Source organism: Phyllobacterium phragmitis (genome assembly GCF_002980495.1).
Classification (GTDB): domain Bacteria; phylum Pseudomonadota; class Alphaproteobacteria; order Rhizobiales; family Rhizobiaceae; genus Paramesorhizobium; species Paramesorhizobium phragmitis.
Window position 1 is genome coordinate 415,665 of sequence record NZ_PVBR01000001.1, and the last position, 13,449, is coordinate 429,113.

The following is a 13,449-nucleotide window of genomic DNA, read 5'->3' on the forward strand; positions in this document are numbered from 1 at the left end:
TTAGCGCAGGACGCGGCAGCCGGCATCATAGACTTTCCAGCGGTCGAATCCGGCCACGCAGAACTCGACATTGTCGCCGATCGAGGCAAGCCCCTGGCCCTCCTCGATAAGATACCAGACCGGGCGCCGCTCTCCGTCGGACAGCATGGCGGTTGCGCCGCAATAATGACGGGTGATCTCTGAGGGCCGCTGCGCTGGCTCAAAGCGCTTCTGATAGACATCGCTGAAGGCGGAAATCTCGACCATCGGCAGGTTGGGAACGTGGGTTACCTGATAGCTGAAGCGCGAGACGATGGTTTTCAGCACCCGCTGGTCGCCGCATATGCCGCCCGTATCGCCGTATGCAGCGGCCTCGCTCGCGAAAAAATCGGCTGCCTGAACGGGCGTGGAAGAAAGTCCGCCCACAGAAAGAACGGTTGAAAGAGCAAGTGCCGCAGCAGAAAGCATATGGTTGAATTGTCCGAAGCGCTTCATTGTCCAATTCCTGTCCCAGTAAATTTCCTACCAAAGTCAATATAGCCGCAATGTCCGCTACAGATCGGCTCCGGTCAAGACGCAACCTGCTCGCCACGAACCCACTCTAGCGTGAACGATCCGGCTTTGGCTTCGCCGAGCAGGTTAGTGAGGCATGGAAGCAACAGTTTCATCTCGGCTTCCAGCGTATAGGGCGGGTTGACGACGATCATGCCGCAGCCATCGAGCCGCGGTTCGGGCGAGGGAGGACGAATCGCCAACTCCAGCCGGAGTATCTTTGCGATATGCGTCTCGTGCAGCTTCGAGATGAAGCGCTGTACCTCCTGGCGGTCCTTGACGGGATACCACAAAGCGTAGGTTCCGCCGGGAAAGCGCTTATGTGCCTTGACCAGCCCATCGACCAGCCGGTCGAACTCACCGGCAATCTCGAACGGCGGATCGACGAGGACGAGGCCGCGCTTTTCCTTCGGCGGCAGATGCGCGCCGAGCGCCAGCCAACCGTCGAGATGGATGACGCGCACCTGATGGTCCCCGACAAAGAGGGCCGAGAGTGCCCTGGCATCATCGGGATGCAGTTCGATGGCCGACAGGCGATCCTGCTTGCGCATCATGCTGCGCGCCAGAAGCGGTGAGCCGGGATAGGTTTTCACACTATCACCGGCATTTTCCGCGCGGATAATATCGAGATAGGGCGCGAGAAGCTCGGCCGCATCCGCTGGAATGGCACTGGCATCGTCGAGCAGACGGGCGATGCCCTGCTGCCATTCGGCGGTCTTGCCGGCCTCGGTTCCCCTAAGATCGTAGCGGCCGATGCCGGCATGGGTGTCGATCACCCGGAACGCCTGCTCCTTGCGCTTCAGATATTCGATGATGCGGGTGAGGACGACATGTTTGACGACATCGGCGAAATTCCCGGCATGATAAGCGTGGCGATAGTTCATGACAGTGCTTTTTCCATGCCGGTCAGGGCACTGCAAGCGCTTCTATCCGACCCCCGCCGGATATGCCATAGATCGCCCTCCGCTTTCGCGGTCTTCTCCTGATTCTGGTGATGCGCCATGTCTGGCACGGTTGTCCTCATCGTCCTTCTGGCCGCATTTCTTAATGCGAGCTGGAACGCGGTCGTCAAATCGAATGGCGACAAGTTTCTCAATGCGGTCATTGTGGTCGGCGCGGCTGGCCTCATCGCCCTGCTTTTTCTGCCATTCCTGCCTGCGCCTGACCGGTCGAGCTGGCCCTTCCTGGCGACATCGATGGTGCTCCAGATAATCTATCTCTGCCTCGTGGCCGCGGCCTATGAAAGCGGCGATATGAGCCAGGCCTATCCGATCATGCGCGGCACGCCGCCGCTTCTGGTGGCGCTCGCCAGTGGACCCTTGATCGGCGAGGTGCTGCCGCTGCCGCGCTGGATCGGCATCGCCTTCATCTGCTGCGGTGTGCTGGCTCTCGCTTTCGAGGCACGGCGGCGCGCCGGCATCGGCAACGGGCGGACCACCATGCTTGCCCTCGTCAACGCCGTCTTTATCGCGTCCTATACGCTGGTGGACGGCATCGGCGTGCGCAAGTCGGGCGCCCCCGCCGCCTATACGATGTGGGTTTTCCTGCTCAATGCCTTGCCGTTGGTCCTCTGGACGTTCGCCATGCACGGGCAGCGAATCTGGCCGCATCTGCGCAGCCGTCTGCATCTGGCGTTCATCGGCGGCGTGGGAACGCTCGGCTCCTATGGCCTGACGCTGTGGGCGATGACCATGGCGCCCATTGCCGTGGTTGCCGCCCTGCGCGAGACCTCGATCCTGTTCGCGATCGTCATTTCGGCGATTGTCCTGAAAGAACGCATCGGCCTCCAGCGTGTTGTCGCAGCGGCACTGATCGTCATCGGCACGATGATCATCAGGCTAAGCTGAGCATGATCCCGAAAAGTTGCAGACCTTTGGGAAAAGATCATGCGGCTAGAAATCCTGCTTTAGAATCATTTTGAGGTGAGCCCGAGCTTGCGATATGGATAGATCATGAACAAACACGTCCAGCATATCGGGCATTCCGCCTGCCCGCACGATTGCCCCTCCACCTGCGCGCTCGATGTGGAGGTGCTGGATTCAGGCGTCATCGGCCGGGTGCGCGGCGCGAAGGACAACAGCTATACCGCTGGTGTCATCTGCGCCAAGGTTGCCCGCTATGCCGAGCGAATCAACCATCCCGACCGCCTGTTGAAACCGCTCATCCGTGCCGGCGGCAAGGGTGACGGCGTGTGGAAGGAAGCCTCCTGGGAGGCGGCGCTCGATCTCGTCGCCGAGCGCTTCCTCAAGGCTGAGGCGGAGTTTGGGTCGCAGAGCATCTGGCCCAATTATTACGCCGGAACCATGGGGCTGGTGCAGCGTGATTCGATCCACCGGCTGCGCCACGCCAAGAAATATTCCAACCAGTTCGACTCATTCTGCACCAATATGGCCTGGACCGGCTTTTTCGCCGGCACAGGCAGCCTCACCGGCGTCGATCCGCGCGAGATGGCAAAGGCCGATTGCGTGGTGATCTGGGGCACCAATGCGGCGGCCACGCAGGTCAATGTGATGACCCACGCGGTGCGCGCTCGCAAGGAGCGCGGCGCCAAGATCGTCGCCATCGACGTCTATGAGAACGCCACTGTCCGTCAGGCCGATATGGGCATCGTGCTGAAGCCCGGCACGGATGGCGCGTTTGCCTGCGCAATCATGCATGTGCTTTTCCGCGACGGCGTTGCCGATTGGGACTATCTAAACGCCCATACCGACGATCCCAAGGGGCTGGAGCGCCACCTGCAAAGCCGCACCCCGCAATGGGCATCCGCCATCACTGGCGTTCCCGTCGAGGAAATCGAGGCTTTTGCCCGACTGATCGGCACCACCAAGCGAACCTTCTTCCGGCTGGGTTACGGTTTCACGCGCCAGCGCAACGGCGCGGTCAACATGCACGCGGCGTCCTGCATCCCTGCCGTGTCGGGCGCGTGGCTGCATGAGGGTGGCGGCGCGTTCCATTCCAACTCCGGCATTTTCCGGATGGACAAGTCCGAGATCGAGGGCAAATCCTTCAAAGACCCCGATATCCGCTATCTCGACCAGTCGAAGATTGGCCGCATTCTCACCGGCGACCTGGAAGCGCTCAATGGCGGGCCGCCGGTCGCCGCGATGCTGATCCAGAACACCAATCCGGCCAATGTCGCGCCGGAACAGCGCCTGATCCGCAAGGGCTTCATGCGCGATGATCTGTTCGTCGCCGTCCACGAGCAGTTCATGACCGATACGGCGAAGCTAGCCGATGTGGTGCTTCCCGCGACCATGTTTCTGGAGCATGACGACATCTATCGCGGCGGCGGCCAGCAACACATCGTGCTGGGACCGAAGCTGGTCGAAGCGCAGGGCGAGGCGCGGCCCAATCTCTTCGTTCTCAACGAATTGGCGAACCGTCTCGGCGTCGGCCATTACGAGGGCTTCGGCCTCGATGAAAAGACCCTGATCGACAACATGATGCGCGCGAGCGGATTGCCCGGTTTTGACGAGCTCAAGCAAAGCCGCTGGCTCGACATGCAGCCCGATTTCGATAGCGCGCATTATTTGAACGGCTTCAACTGGCCGGACCGCAAATTCCGCTTCAAGCCGGACTGGACCGGCAGCCCGTCGCCCAACAGGCCGCCACGCTCCATGGGGCCGCAGGGGCCTTACGCGGACCTGCCGGAATTCCCGGATCATTGGCAGGCCATCGAAGTGGCGGATGCCGAACACCCCTTCCGCCTCGCCACATCGCCCGCACATCATTTCCTGAATTCGACGTTTTCGGAAACGCCGACCTCTGGCGCCAAGGAAATCCGCCCGCAATTGCTGATCCATCCGGACGACGCGGCGCGTTTGGGCATAGCCGATGGCGACCGGGTGGAAATCGGCAATAAACGCGGCGAACTGGTGCTGCACGCCAAAGTGCAGGATACGCAACGCCGCGGCGTGGTGATCTCCGAAGGACTGTTCCCGAACGCCGCCTTCGAGCGCGGCGAGGGCATCAACATCCTCACCGGCGCGGATGCAGCAGCCCCTTATGGCGGCGCGGCGTTTCATGACATCAAGGTGTGGGTGCGGCGGGTGAATTAGCCGGGCAACACTCTTGTTTGTCGTACATTTTTGTGCGAAATTATCTGTGGAGGCGAAGGGGGCACACAGATGAAGCGGGAACAGTTGCTCCGGCAACTTCGCAAGCTTGCCCGAAAGGAAGGCAAGTTTTTTGAAATTATAGCGAACCGGGGCAAAGGCTCGCACATCCGCGTGACCCTCGGTGACAAGACGACAACGATCAAGGATGGCGAACTGACCCGGACATATGTGAGCATCGTGTTGAGGCAATTGGGAATTGAGTGATTTCCGCTGTTTCGGGCATCAATTTAGAGGAGATCGATGGATGGACTACATCTATGGAGCGCTATTGGAGTCCGATCCCGATGGCGGATTCGTCGTGACATTTCCAGACGTGCCTGCAGCAAACACGCATGGCGAGAATCGCGCGGAAGCGTTGACCAACGCAGCCGAAGCGCTCGGGTTGGCGCTGCGAGGCTATTTGCAACAGGGAAAGGAACTCCCGCAGGCTGTAACCAATACGACGGATGCGGTTGCCGTCCCGGCGGACGATGCAATGAAGCTCGCGCTCGTGCAGGCGTTCAACGCTGCCGGAATCTCAAAAACCGAATTGGCGCGCAGGCTCGGCAAAGACGAGGTTGAAGCAAGGCGAATTCTCAATCCGGACCATCCGACAAAATTCCCCGCCATGCAGGCAGCGCTGGCTGTGCTCGGCAAAACAATCGTGGTTTCGGTCCGCGACGCCGCTTGAATTCCTTCACAGGCTAAAAGGTGGCTTTCACCCCACCAGATCGTCGAGCGTGATATTCAGCGCTTGCGCGATCTTCCGCATGGTTTCGACCGCCCCATCCCGCCGGTCTCGATCTGCGAGAGATAAGCGGGCGCGATATCGGTTGCTTCGGCAAGCATCTTGGCGGACATGCTCCGATGCTCCCGCCAGAGCAATATAGCAGGCAGAATTGCTTCGCCAATGCGTTGCGTCAGAACACGCCGAAAGAGAGCCTGTCCGCTTCGCCCAGCCCGGAATAAACAATCCCGCCATCCACCATGCGCGCCTTGCCCTCCGCCACCAGTTTCAGCGCCAGCGGATAGAGCCTGTGCTCCATGCTCAGCACCCGTGCGGTAAGCGTCTCTTCGGTGTCGTCCGGCTTCACCGGCGCCACGCCTTGCGCGATGATCGGGCCGCCGTCCATTTCGGCGGTGACGAAATGCACCGTGCAGCCATGGATGCGCATACCGGATTCGAGCACGCGGGCATGGCTGTCGAGGCCCTTGAAGAGAGGGAGAAGGGAAGGGTGGATGTTGATCATCCGGCCTTCCCATTGGCCGACGAAATCCGCCGACATCAGCCGCATATAACCGGCAAGGCAGATCACATCCGGTGCGATGCGGGTAAGCTCAGCGTTGAGGGCCGCTTCATGCGCGGTACGCGAGGCATAATCCTTCTGCGGCACGGGCGTCGCCTCGATGCCATGGCTCCGCGCCACTTCGAGCCCCGCCGCATCGGGCTTGTTCGAAAGCACGGCGACGATTTCCGCAGGATAGGCGGGGTCTTTGCAGGCCTCAATCAGCGCGGTCATGTTCGAGCCGCGCCCGGAGATCAACACTGCGACGCGCTTCTTCATCATCTAAAGCGCCAGCGTGCCGTGATAGACGACGCCCGCATCGGCACGCGGGATCATCTGGCCCAGCGTCACCACCTTCTCGCCCTCGGCGGCCAAAACCGCCGCGACCTTCGCCGCGTGTTCCGGCGAGACGACAACGATCATGCCGATGCCGCAATTGAAGGTGCGCAGCATTTCATCGCGCTCCACGCCGCCAATCCTGGCGAGCCAGGAGAACACAGGCGGCACGTCGATGGCCGAGAGGTCGATTTCCGCCGCAAGCTCGGCGGGCAGCACACGCGGAATATTGTCGGGAAAGCCGCCGCCGGTGATGTGCGCCAGCGCCTTGATGCCATCACCCGCACGGATCGCCGCAAGCAGCGGCTTCACATAGATGCGTGTCGGCGTCAGCAGGGCCGCCCCAAGCGTCGTGCCGGGCGCGAAAGGCGCGTCTGCGTCCCAGCCAAGACCCGAGAGATCAACGATCCGGCGCACCAGCGAGAAGCCGTTGGAATGCACGCCCGAGGACGAAAGCCCGAGGATGACGTCTCCATCGGCGATATCGCCCGCCGGAAGCAGCCGGTTGCGCTCAGCGGCGCCGACTGCGAAACCGGCGAGATCATAGTCGCCGTCGCGGTACATGCCCGGCATTTCCGCCGTCTCGCCGCCGATCAGCGCGCAACCTGCCTGCCTGCAGCCATCCGCGATGCCCGCGACAATCGCCGCGCCCTGGTCCGGATCGAGCTTGCCGGTGGCGAAATAATCGAGGAAGAACAGCGGCTCCGCGCCCTGCACCACCAGATCATTGACGCACATGGCGACGAGATCGATGCCGACCGTATCGTGACGCCCTGCGTCGATGGCGATCTTCAGCTTGGTGCCGACGCCGTCATTGGCCGCCACCAGCACCGGATCGGTGAAGCCTGCCGCCTTCAGGTCGAAAAGCCCGCCGAAGCCGCCGATCTCGCCATCCGCGCCGGGACGTCGCGTCGAGCGGACGAGCGGCTTGATCTTCTCCACCAGGAGATTTCCGGCGTCGATGTCGACTCCTGCCTCTGCATAGGTCAAACCATTCTTGCCGGTAAGGGGCTTGCCAGTCATCGCTTACTCCGATGCGCCATTCCGCGGTCGGCTCGCTGGTGGCCTGCTGGCGACCTTGGGGCGAGATATGCGGAAACGGATAAAATTCTTGCTGGTGCGCGCAATGGCACGAGTTTGCCCGTCCCGCAAGGCCGATATGGGCGCGCCTGCCAGAAAAGCCCGGAAAAACAATGTTGATTTACCGATGATCCGGCGGCGATTTCGTCGCGGCACCCCATATAGAGTAATGCGAGAACCCTTGACCGTGGCTCCGGCAACGGCCTATCTCATCAGATAGCTCGAACGGACGGTACTTTATCAGCATGGCAAAGACACCGGTGAAACCCAAGCCTGACTCCGATATTCATGTCGATGTACAGGTGAATACCCTTGCCGCCAACGTACGTCGCCAGGCTGTGTTCTGGCTCGGCGCGATGGTGGTGTTCGTGCTGTTTCTGGTGATGTTCAGCTCGATACTTCTGCCGTTCGTGGCGGGACTGGCGCTTGCCTATTTCCTTGATCCCGTCGCCGACCGCCTGCAAAGACTGGGGTTGTCGCGTCTTGCCGCGACCGTGGTGATCCTGGTCATCTTCCTGGTCGTGTTGGTTCTGGCGGTCATGATCATCGTGCCGGTACTCGCGACGCAGCTGACCGATTTCATCGCCAGATTGCCGAGCTATATTACTCAGCTCCAGTCGCTCATAGCCGATCGGAATTCGCCCTGGCTGAAGAAGATCATCGGAGTCGACAGCTCCGTTATCCAAGACAATTTGAGCGCCTTACTCCAGCAGGGAGCGGGTTTCCTCTCGACTTTGTTCCAGTCGCTGTGGAATTCCGGCAAGGCGTTGATCGACATCGCAGCCCTTTTCGTCGTTACGCCCGTCGTCGCCTTCTACATGCTGCTCGACTGGGACCGCATGGTCGAGCGCATCGATTCATGGATACCGCGCGACCATCTGCACGACGTGCGCGAGATCGCGCGCGAGATGGATGCCGCGATTGCCGGCTTCATTCGCGGGCAGGGCACCGTCTGCATCATCCTGGGGACGATCTATGCGGTCGGCCTCACCCTTGTGGGGCTGAATTTCGGCCTTTTGATCGGGCTCTTCGCCGGGCTCATCAGCTTCATTCCCTATATCGGCTCGCTGGTCGGTCTGGTGCTGGCCATCGGCGTAGCACTTGTCCAGTTCTGGCCGGACTGGATCATGGTCGGCGCAGTCGCCATCGTCTTCTTCATCGGTCAGTTCATCGAGGGCAATATCCTGCAGCCGAAGCTCGTCGGCTCGTCCGTCGGCCTGCATCCGGTCTGGCTGATGTTCGCGCTGTTCGCCTTCGGCTCGCTCCTCGGTTTCACCGGCATGCTGATTGCGGTTCCGGCCGCTGCTGCCATGGGCGTGCTGGTGCGTTTCGCGCTCGGCCGCTATCTGCAATCGCCGATGTACCGCAGCCGCCATAAGGACATCGAGCATATGAAGCGGGTGAGGGGACATGCCGGAGATGCGGCGGGAGACGCTGAATGAGCGCAACTCTGGCCGCTTTGAATGACGATATGGACAATATGGCATGACGACCGCTTTGCCCCGTCAATTGCCGTTGGCGCTCGGCCATGAGCCGGGCTATGGGCGCGACGATTTGATCGTCGCGGGATCGAACCGTGCCGCTGTCGACATCATCGACCGGTGGCCGAACTGGCTTTCGCCCGTCGTGGTGCTCGCCGGACCGACAGGATCGGGCAAGACCCATCTTGCGGCGATCTGGAATGCGGCCTCGGGTGCCGCTGTCCTCGACGCCACCGATATCGGACCGGAGGCTTTTGAAAAGGCGTCGAGCAGGCCGGTGCTGATCGATGATATCGGTGCGGTGTCTTTCGACGAAACAGGCCTTTTCCATCTGATCAACACGGTTCGCCAGGCCGGCACGTCGCTCCTGATGACGTCGCGCCGTTGGCCGGCGAACTGGCCGATCACGCTGCCGGACCTGACATCCCGCCTGAAGGCGGCGACGGTCGTGGAGATTTCGGAGCCGGACGACACACTTCTGTCCGCTGTCATCCATAAGCTGTTCGCCGACCGTCAGGTCGCCGTCGAGCCGCATCTTGTCAGCTACCTCGTCAGCCGTATCGAACGCTCGCTTTCGACCGCCAACATGATTGTCGAGCGCCTCGACCGGGTGGCCCTGGAGCAGAAATCCCGCATCACCCGCACACTCGCCGCCAATGTCCTTGCCGCGTTCGAGGACGGGCAGAGCGATGGCAGGGACTGACCTCACCGCTATATCAAAACGGCATTCCTACCATTTGTGCGCGTAGTTCGCCCCGAAGCTCTGCGTGCCATTGTCGGCTGTGATGTCGTTCATGGATGTCACGAGATTGACCTTGCCGAATATCTTCTGCTGCGCCCCGATGCTGGTGTGCCAGCGCGGATCCGTATCGGTTCGTCTCGTCCGTGCGGTGAAGGAGGTCCTGCTGCGGTCGAACGAAAGCTGGAATGCTTTCGTCGTCTGCCAATGGCTCTCCTTTGTGGTGGAACCGCTGTACCACATGGAATAATGGTCGTTCACCTGCGCTGTAAGGCTGTCGGCGAGGGTCCATTTGCGCCGTGTCGACATGCCGATGCTGCCGCTGCCATCCTCCGTGCCCAGCCGCAAATTGAGATCGGCGCCGTCCCAGCCGGCAAAACTGGACGACGGCAGCTTGACTGAGCTCCATAGGGCCGACGGCGGTGCTGCCGGCGCACCAAGCAGATGCGGGTCCTGAGCCGCGCCGGCAAAACCGATCTCGGTGCCAATGGACGTATCCCAGCCAAGCGGAAGCCGCGCACCAAGCCTCATGAGATAAGCGCCGTTCGCAGTCCGCTTCGGATTTGCGATCACCGGCGCGATATCGGAAGCCTGCACTTCCTGCGCGCTGAGCGACAGCAAGGTGAAAACGGCGGCTGCGGTGGCTGCAATTCCTGCATGGTGAAAAATCGTCATGCACAGTCCCTTCCGGTTGCTTCCGGCAAACAGATCATTCCCTGATGATGAGATGCAAAAACACACAGAAATACCATTCACACCCCCGCCCCGTTACAGTGCCGCGGGGCGTTCGTGGATAGTTCATTCACGTAATGTTTCGCTGCGTTATACTATGCGATGCGCTGGGCTTCAACCCCGGCCCGAAAAACAAAAAATGAAACAAACAATGGGGCCGGACAAGAAAACAAATCGGCGCTATTTGCCTTTCACAGGCATAGGCGGCGGGTTGGGCGCTGATATTTCGGGCTTGATCGGTGTCTTGAATATCGACCCCGTTATGAGCGACCGCGGCTGTGAGGTCGCGAGCATGTCTTCATGCACCCAGCCGATCATGGCGGTCGACGGCACGACGACGCGATGCCATTTGCCGGTTTTGCCGTAGGAGCGCATTTCGCGGCCCTTTTCGACCGTGCCGACGGACGCCGCCTTGTCCCAGGCCCGCTTTCGGATGGTGATCCGTTTCCTGGCATAGATGACGGAAGGTGTGGTGTCGGGCGAGGCGCGGCCGGCCGGGATATTTCTTGCCGCGCGCTTCGTCTCGCCCGATTTGGCGAGCGGAGCTTTGCTGAACGGAGCGGGTGGCTTTACCGCCGCCACTTGCGTGGTGGCGTTGCCGGACGAAGATGGGCGGGAGGAAGACGGATTCGAGCCGACTGGAGCAGAAGGACGGGGAATGTCGTTCTGGCTGGGCGCCGCTTTTGCCTGCGCCCTGTTCGTTATCGTCTCTTTCGGCCTGGAAACCTTCGCGCCGGCCTCCTTCTGCGTCGAAAACTGGCTGAAAAACCGGGAGAAATCCGTCCTCGAATGCTTGCCTTCATAAGTCGACCACCAGCCCGCAGCCCCCATGGCCAGAATGGCGAGAAGGGTGATGCCCGATGCGGGCGAGCGCTTGGACGAACGTCTTTTCCTGGCCATGAGGATTTTTCCCGCCGGTTAATACGACAAAGGCCGGGTGGGCCCATTCTTGAGGGAAGACTATCAGCCGTTTCTTCGCATTTGGTTACCGGGAGGTGGCAGGGCCGGGCAGCGCTGGAATGGACCTCGAGAGATTGGTGATCCCGGCTGGATTCGAACCAGCGACCATCGGCTTAGAAGGCCGGTGCTCTATCCAACTGAGCTACGGGACCTATCGGGAAGCAGTACACGCTCGTGGCAAGCTGTTCAATGCGCCGTTTAGTGCGTCCAGGGCTGCTGGCGGTCATATTTGAAATTGTCGGAATAGGAGAGCTTGCGCCGTTTCGTTTCTTTCGGCTCTTCGAGGCGATAGGCGATGCCGCTCTTCTCGGCATAGGCGACGGCTTCTTCCCTGGTATCGAAGAAAAGTTTGATCTGGCTCTTCATATCGCCGGAAGAGGTGTAGCCCATCAGCGGCTCCACCTTGCGCGGCATCTCCGGCTCGAATTCCAGAAGCCATGACGTCGTTTTTGCCTTGCCCGACTGCATCGCGGTCTTGGCGGGACGATATATGCGTGCAACCATATCCAGACACCTTCGAGGCTGCTTGAAGCATTGGTCGGAGCGGCAGGATTCGAACCTGCGACCCTCTGGTCCCAAACCAGATGCGCTACCAGGCTGCGCTACGCTCCGCCACTTCAGCGAATGTTGATTTCCCTAGAGATTTCGTCTCTCTAGCGCAAGAGGGAAAACGATGCATGCGAACAGAAAGTGAAAAGCGAGGCAAAATACCTCGATGAGGCCCGGCTTGCGGGTAGACCAGGTCTCTGTGCATGTGGAACATCCCGGGGCGGACTGTGCTCTTGAAGACGGAAGAGCTGCACAAACCGGAAAACTCTATTCGGCAGCTGCGGCCGCCGTGAGAGCATTTTGTAGATCCGCGATAAGATCCGCCGTATCTTCCAGCCCGATCTGCAGCCGCATAACCGGTCCTGGATAATCGGTCCTGCTGACGGTGCGGTCGGCAAGGCTGACTTGCAGGGCAAGGCTCTCATAGCCGCCCCAGGAATAGCCGAGGCCGAAGAGCTCCAGCGCATCGAGGAAGGCATGCGCCTTCTTCATGCCGCCGCCATTGAGCACGACGGAGAAGATACCGGACGCGCCGCCGAAATCGCGTTTCCAGATCGCATGGCCTGGATGGCTTTCGAGGGCCGGATGCAGCACCGAGGCGACGCCCGGCTGCATCTCGAGCCAGCGGGCGATCTCAAGCGCGCTCTTCTGATGCGCTTCGAGCCTGACGCCCATCGTGCGCAGGCCGCGCAGGATCTGGTAGGCATCATCAGGGCCGACGCAGATGCCGAGCGTGCCATTGCCTTCCTTCAGCGCCGGCCAGCAGCGTTCATTGGCCGATACGGTGCCGAGCAGCACGTCGGAATGGCCGGAGGGATATTTCGTCGCCGCATGGATGGAAATATCGACGCCGTGATCGAGCGGCCTGAAATAGACCGGCGTTGCCCAGGTATTGTCCATCATCACGATGGCATCAGTCTCATGCGCCTTTGCCACGATGGCCGGGATGTCCTGCATCTCGAAGGTGTTGGAACCAGGTGATTCAGTGAAAACCACCTTGGTATTGGGGCGGATGAGGGCGGCGATGTCGGCGCCGATGGCCGGATCGTAATATTCCACCGCGATGCCCAATCGTGTCAGCATGGTATCGGCGAAATGCCGGGTGGGATTGTAGATCGAATCGACGAACAGCACGTGATCGCCCGCCGACAGGAAGGCGAGGAGAGGGACGGCGACGGCGGCAAGACCCGAGGGCACGAGAATGGTTCCAGCCGAACCTTCCAGCGCGTCGATCGCCTGGCAGAGCGCATCGCTGGTCGGCGTGCCGCGCGTTCCATAGGTGTATTTCTGGTTCCGAGTCGCCAGCGTCTGCGCGTCGGGAAAGAGCACTGTCGAGGCATGGACAACAGGCGGATTGACGAAGCCGTGATAATCGCGCGGATCGTAGCCGCAATGGGTCAGGCGTGTGTTGATGCCGAGCGACGTCTTCTTACCCGAGGGCTTTTCCATCAATGTTTCTCCTACGCAGCCATATCCGGCCATAAACGAAAGCGTGGCCCGTCGATAATCCCGCCGCGCCCTTCTTGCAACACTTGACGCAGGGCAGGCGATGTCGCATTTACGCGCCGTGAAATGCAAATGCGACGATGCAGACAAAAACAATTGCTTACAGCGCCAATCTCCGCCTTGCGCTCCGCTCGCTCGCAAGAGGCTTGAGA

15 protein-coding genes and 2 tRNA genes are annotated in these 13,449 nt (G+C 60.7%); 6 read left to right on the plus strand and 11 right to left on the minus strand.

What is annotated here, in order from left to right:
- On the minus strand, positions 1–474 hold the full coding sequence (locus C5748_RS01980) for a hypothetical protein (protein WP_105740224.1): 474 nt from the start codon (positions 472–474) through the stop codon (positions 1–3).
- A gap of 74 nt (positions 475–548) precedes the next feature.
- Positions 549–1,415 carry a 23S rRNA (adenine(2030)-N(6))-methyltransferase RlmJ gene (locus tag C5748_RS01985; RefSeq protein ID WP_105740225.1) on the minus strand — a complete coding sequence of 289 codons (867 nt, stop codon included), beginning with the start codon at positions 1,413–1,415 and terminating at the stop codon, positions 549–551.
- Between the two features lie 117 nt (positions 1,416–1,532).
- On the opposite strand from C5748_RS01985, the gene C5748_RS01990 reads away from it, so the two are divergent.
- The 4 genes from C5748_RS01990 to C5748_RS02005 all read left to right on the plus strand — a co-directional run bounded on the left by C5748_RS01990 (position 1,533) and on the right by C5748_RS02005 (position 5,319).
- The gene (locus tag C5748_RS01990; protein ID WP_105740226.1) at positions 1,533–2,378 is read left to right on the plus strand and encodes an EamA family transporter; all 846 of its coding nucleotides are present in this window, start codon (positions 1,533–1,535) and stop codon (positions 2,376–2,378) included.
- Between the two features lie 105 nt (positions 2,379–2,483).
- Positions 2,484–4,589: a molybdopterin oxidoreductase family protein gene (locus tag C5748_RS01995; RefSeq protein ID WP_105740227.1), complete on the plus strand. Its 2,106-nt coding sequence runs from the start codon at positions 2,484–2,486 to the stop codon at positions 4,587–4,589.
- Positions 4,590–4,658: 69 nt separating this feature from the next.
- The gene (locus C5748_RS02000) at positions 4,659–4,853 is read left to right on the plus strand and encodes a hypothetical protein (protein WP_105740228.1); all 195 of its coding nucleotides are present in this window, start codon (positions 4,659–4,661) and stop codon (positions 4,851–4,853) included.
- A 40-nt stretch (positions 4,854–4,893) separates the two neighbouring features.
- Positions 4,894–5,319 carry a type II toxin-antitoxin system HicB family antitoxin gene (locus tag C5748_RS02005; RefSeq protein ID WP_105740229.1) on the plus strand — a complete coding sequence of 142 codons (426 nt, stop codon included), beginning with the start codon at positions 4,894–4,896 and terminating at the stop codon, positions 5,317–5,319.
- A 56-nt stretch (positions 5,320–5,375) separates the two neighbouring features.
- Here C5748_RS02005 and C5748_RS27735 read toward each other — a convergent pair whose 3' ends face one another.
- From C5748_RS27735 to purM, 3 genes are read right to left on the minus strand one after another with little or no spacing between them, the layout of a single operon-like run.
- Positions 5,376–5,489, minus strand: a complete 114-nt coding sequence (locus C5748_RS27735) for a helix-turn-helix domain-containing protein (RefSeq protein WP_245428722.1) — start codon at positions 5,487–5,489, stop codon at positions 5,376–5,378.
- A 59-nt stretch (positions 5,490–5,548) separates the two neighbouring features.
- Positions 5,549–6,196: a phosphoribosylglycinamide formyltransferase gene (gene purN, locus C5748_RS02010; protein ID WP_105740230.1), complete on the minus strand. Its 648-nt coding sequence runs from the start codon at positions 6,194–6,196 to the stop codon at positions 5,549–5,551.
- A complete protein-coding gene (gene purM, locus C5748_RS02015; protein WP_105740231.1) occupies positions 6,197–7,273 on the minus strand; it encodes a phosphoribosylformylglycinamidine cyclo-ligase in 1,077 nt (358 codons plus the stop codon). It abuts the gene before it with no gap.
- A gap of 302 nt (positions 7,274–7,575) precedes the next feature.
- On the opposite strand from purM, the gene C5748_RS02020 reads away from it, so the two are divergent.
- Positions 7,576–8,772 carry an AI-2E family transporter gene (locus C5748_RS02020; RefSeq protein WP_105740232.1) on the plus strand — a complete coding sequence of 399 codons (1,197 nt, stop codon included), beginning with the start codon at positions 7,576–7,578 and terminating at the stop codon, positions 8,770–8,772.
- Positions 8,773–8,815: 43 nt separating this feature from the next.
- Complete coding sequence (gene hdaA / locus C5748_RS02025; RefSeq protein ID WP_105740233.1) at positions 8,816–9,514, plus strand: DnaA regulatory inactivator HdaA; 699 nt, start codon at positions 8,816–8,818, stop codon at positions 9,512–9,514.
- A gap of 27 nt (positions 9,515–9,541) precedes the next feature.
- Here hdaA and C5748_RS02030 read toward each other — a convergent pair whose 3' ends face one another.
- The 6 genes from C5748_RS02030 to C5748_RS02055 form a co-directional block, all read right to left on the minus strand.
- On the minus strand, positions 9,542–10,225 hold the full coding sequence (locus C5748_RS02030) for a hypothetical protein (RefSeq protein WP_105740234.1): 684 nt from the start codon (positions 10,223–10,225) through the stop codon (positions 9,542–9,544).
- Between the two features lie 237 nt (positions 10,226–10,462).
- On the minus strand, positions 10,463–11,182 hold the full coding sequence (locus tag C5748_RS02035) for a hypothetical protein (RefSeq protein WP_105740235.1): 720 nt from the start codon (positions 11,180–11,182) through the stop codon (positions 10,463–10,465).
- A 135-nt stretch (positions 11,183–11,317) separates the two neighbouring features.
- Positions 11,318–11,394 (minus strand) — tRNA-Arg (locus C5748_RS02040).
- Positions 11,395–11,440: 46 nt separating this feature from the next.
- Positions 11,441–11,746 carry an ETC complex I subunit gene (locus C5748_RS02045; protein WP_105740236.1) on the minus strand — a complete coding sequence of 102 codons (306 nt, stop codon included), beginning with the start codon at positions 11,744–11,746 and terminating at the stop codon, positions 11,441–11,443.
- Between the two features lie 31 nt (positions 11,747–11,777).
- Positions 11,778–11,854 (minus strand) — tRNA-Pro (locus C5748_RS02050).
- 204 nt (positions 11,855–12,058) lie between these two features.
- Entirely contained in the window at positions 12,059–13,240 is a 1,182-nt protein-coding gene (locus tag C5748_RS02055) for a cystathionine beta-lyase (protein WP_105740237.1), read from the minus strand.
- Positions 13,241–13,449: the final 209 nt, after the last annotated feature.

What these genes read in the sequence shown, in the direction of transcription:
- C5748_RS02000 (WP_105740228.1), top strand. Translation starts at nt 4,659, where the DNA reads ATGAAGCGGGAACAGTTGCTCCGGCAACTTCGCAAGCTTGCCCGAAAG.
- C5748_RS02030 (WP_105740234.1), bottom strand. Translation starts at nt 10,225, where the DNA reads ATGACGATTTTTCACCATGCAGGAATTGCAGCCACCGCAGCCGCCGTT.
- purM (WP_105740231.1), bottom strand. Translation starts at nt 7,273, where the DNA reads ATGACTGGCAAGCCCCTTACCGGCAAGAATGGTTTGACCTATGCAGAG.
- C5748_RS01980 (WP_105740224.1), bottom strand. Translation starts at nt 474, where the DNA reads ATGAAGCGCTTCGGACAATTCAACCATATGCTTTCTGCTGCGGCACTT.
- C5748_RS01990 (WP_105740226.1), top strand. Translation starts at nt 1,533, where the DNA reads ATGTCTGGCACGGTTGTCCTCATCGTCCTTCTGGCCGCATTTCTTAAT.
- C5748_RS01985 (WP_105740225.1), bottom strand. Translation starts at nt 1,415, where the DNA reads ATGAACTATCGCCACGCTTATCATGCCGGGAATTTCGCCGATGTCGTC.
- hdaA (WP_105740233.1), top strand. Translation starts at nt 8,816, where the DNA reads ATGACGACCGCTTTGCCCCGTCAATTGCCGTTGGCGCTCGGCCATGAG.
- C5748_RS01995 (WP_105740227.1), top strand. Translation starts at nt 2,484, where the DNA reads ATGAACAAACACGTCCAGCATATCGGGCATTCCGCCTGCCCGCACGAT.
- C5748_RS02045 (WP_105740236.1), bottom strand. Translation starts at nt 11,746, where the DNA reads ATGGTTGCACGCATATATCGTCCCGCCAAGACCGCGATGCAGTCGGGC.
- C5748_RS02055 (WP_105740237.1), bottom strand. Translation starts at nt 13,240, where the DNA reads ATGGAAAAGCCCTCGGGTAAGAAGACGTCGCTCGGCATCAACACACGC.
- C5748_RS02005 (WP_105740229.1), top strand. Translation starts at nt 4,894, where the DNA reads ATGGACTACATCTATGGAGCGCTATTGGAGTCCGATCCCGATGGCGGA.
- purN (WP_105740230.1), bottom strand. Translation starts at nt 6,196, where the DNA reads ATGATGAAGAAGCGCGTCGCAGTGTTGATCTCCGGGCGCGGCTCGAAC.
- C5748_RS02020 (WP_105740232.1), top strand. Translation starts at nt 7,576, where the DNA reads ATGGCAAAGACACCGGTGAAACCCAAGCCTGACTCCGATATTCATGTC.
- C5748_RS27735 (WP_245428722.1), bottom strand. Translation starts at nt 5,489, where the DNA reads ATGTCCGCCAAGATGCTTGCCGAAGCAACCGATATCGCGCCCGCTTAT.
- C5748_RS02035 (WP_105740235.1), bottom strand. Translation starts at nt 11,182, where the DNA reads ATGGCCAGGAAAAGACGTTCGTCCAAGCGCTCGCCCGCATCGGGCATC.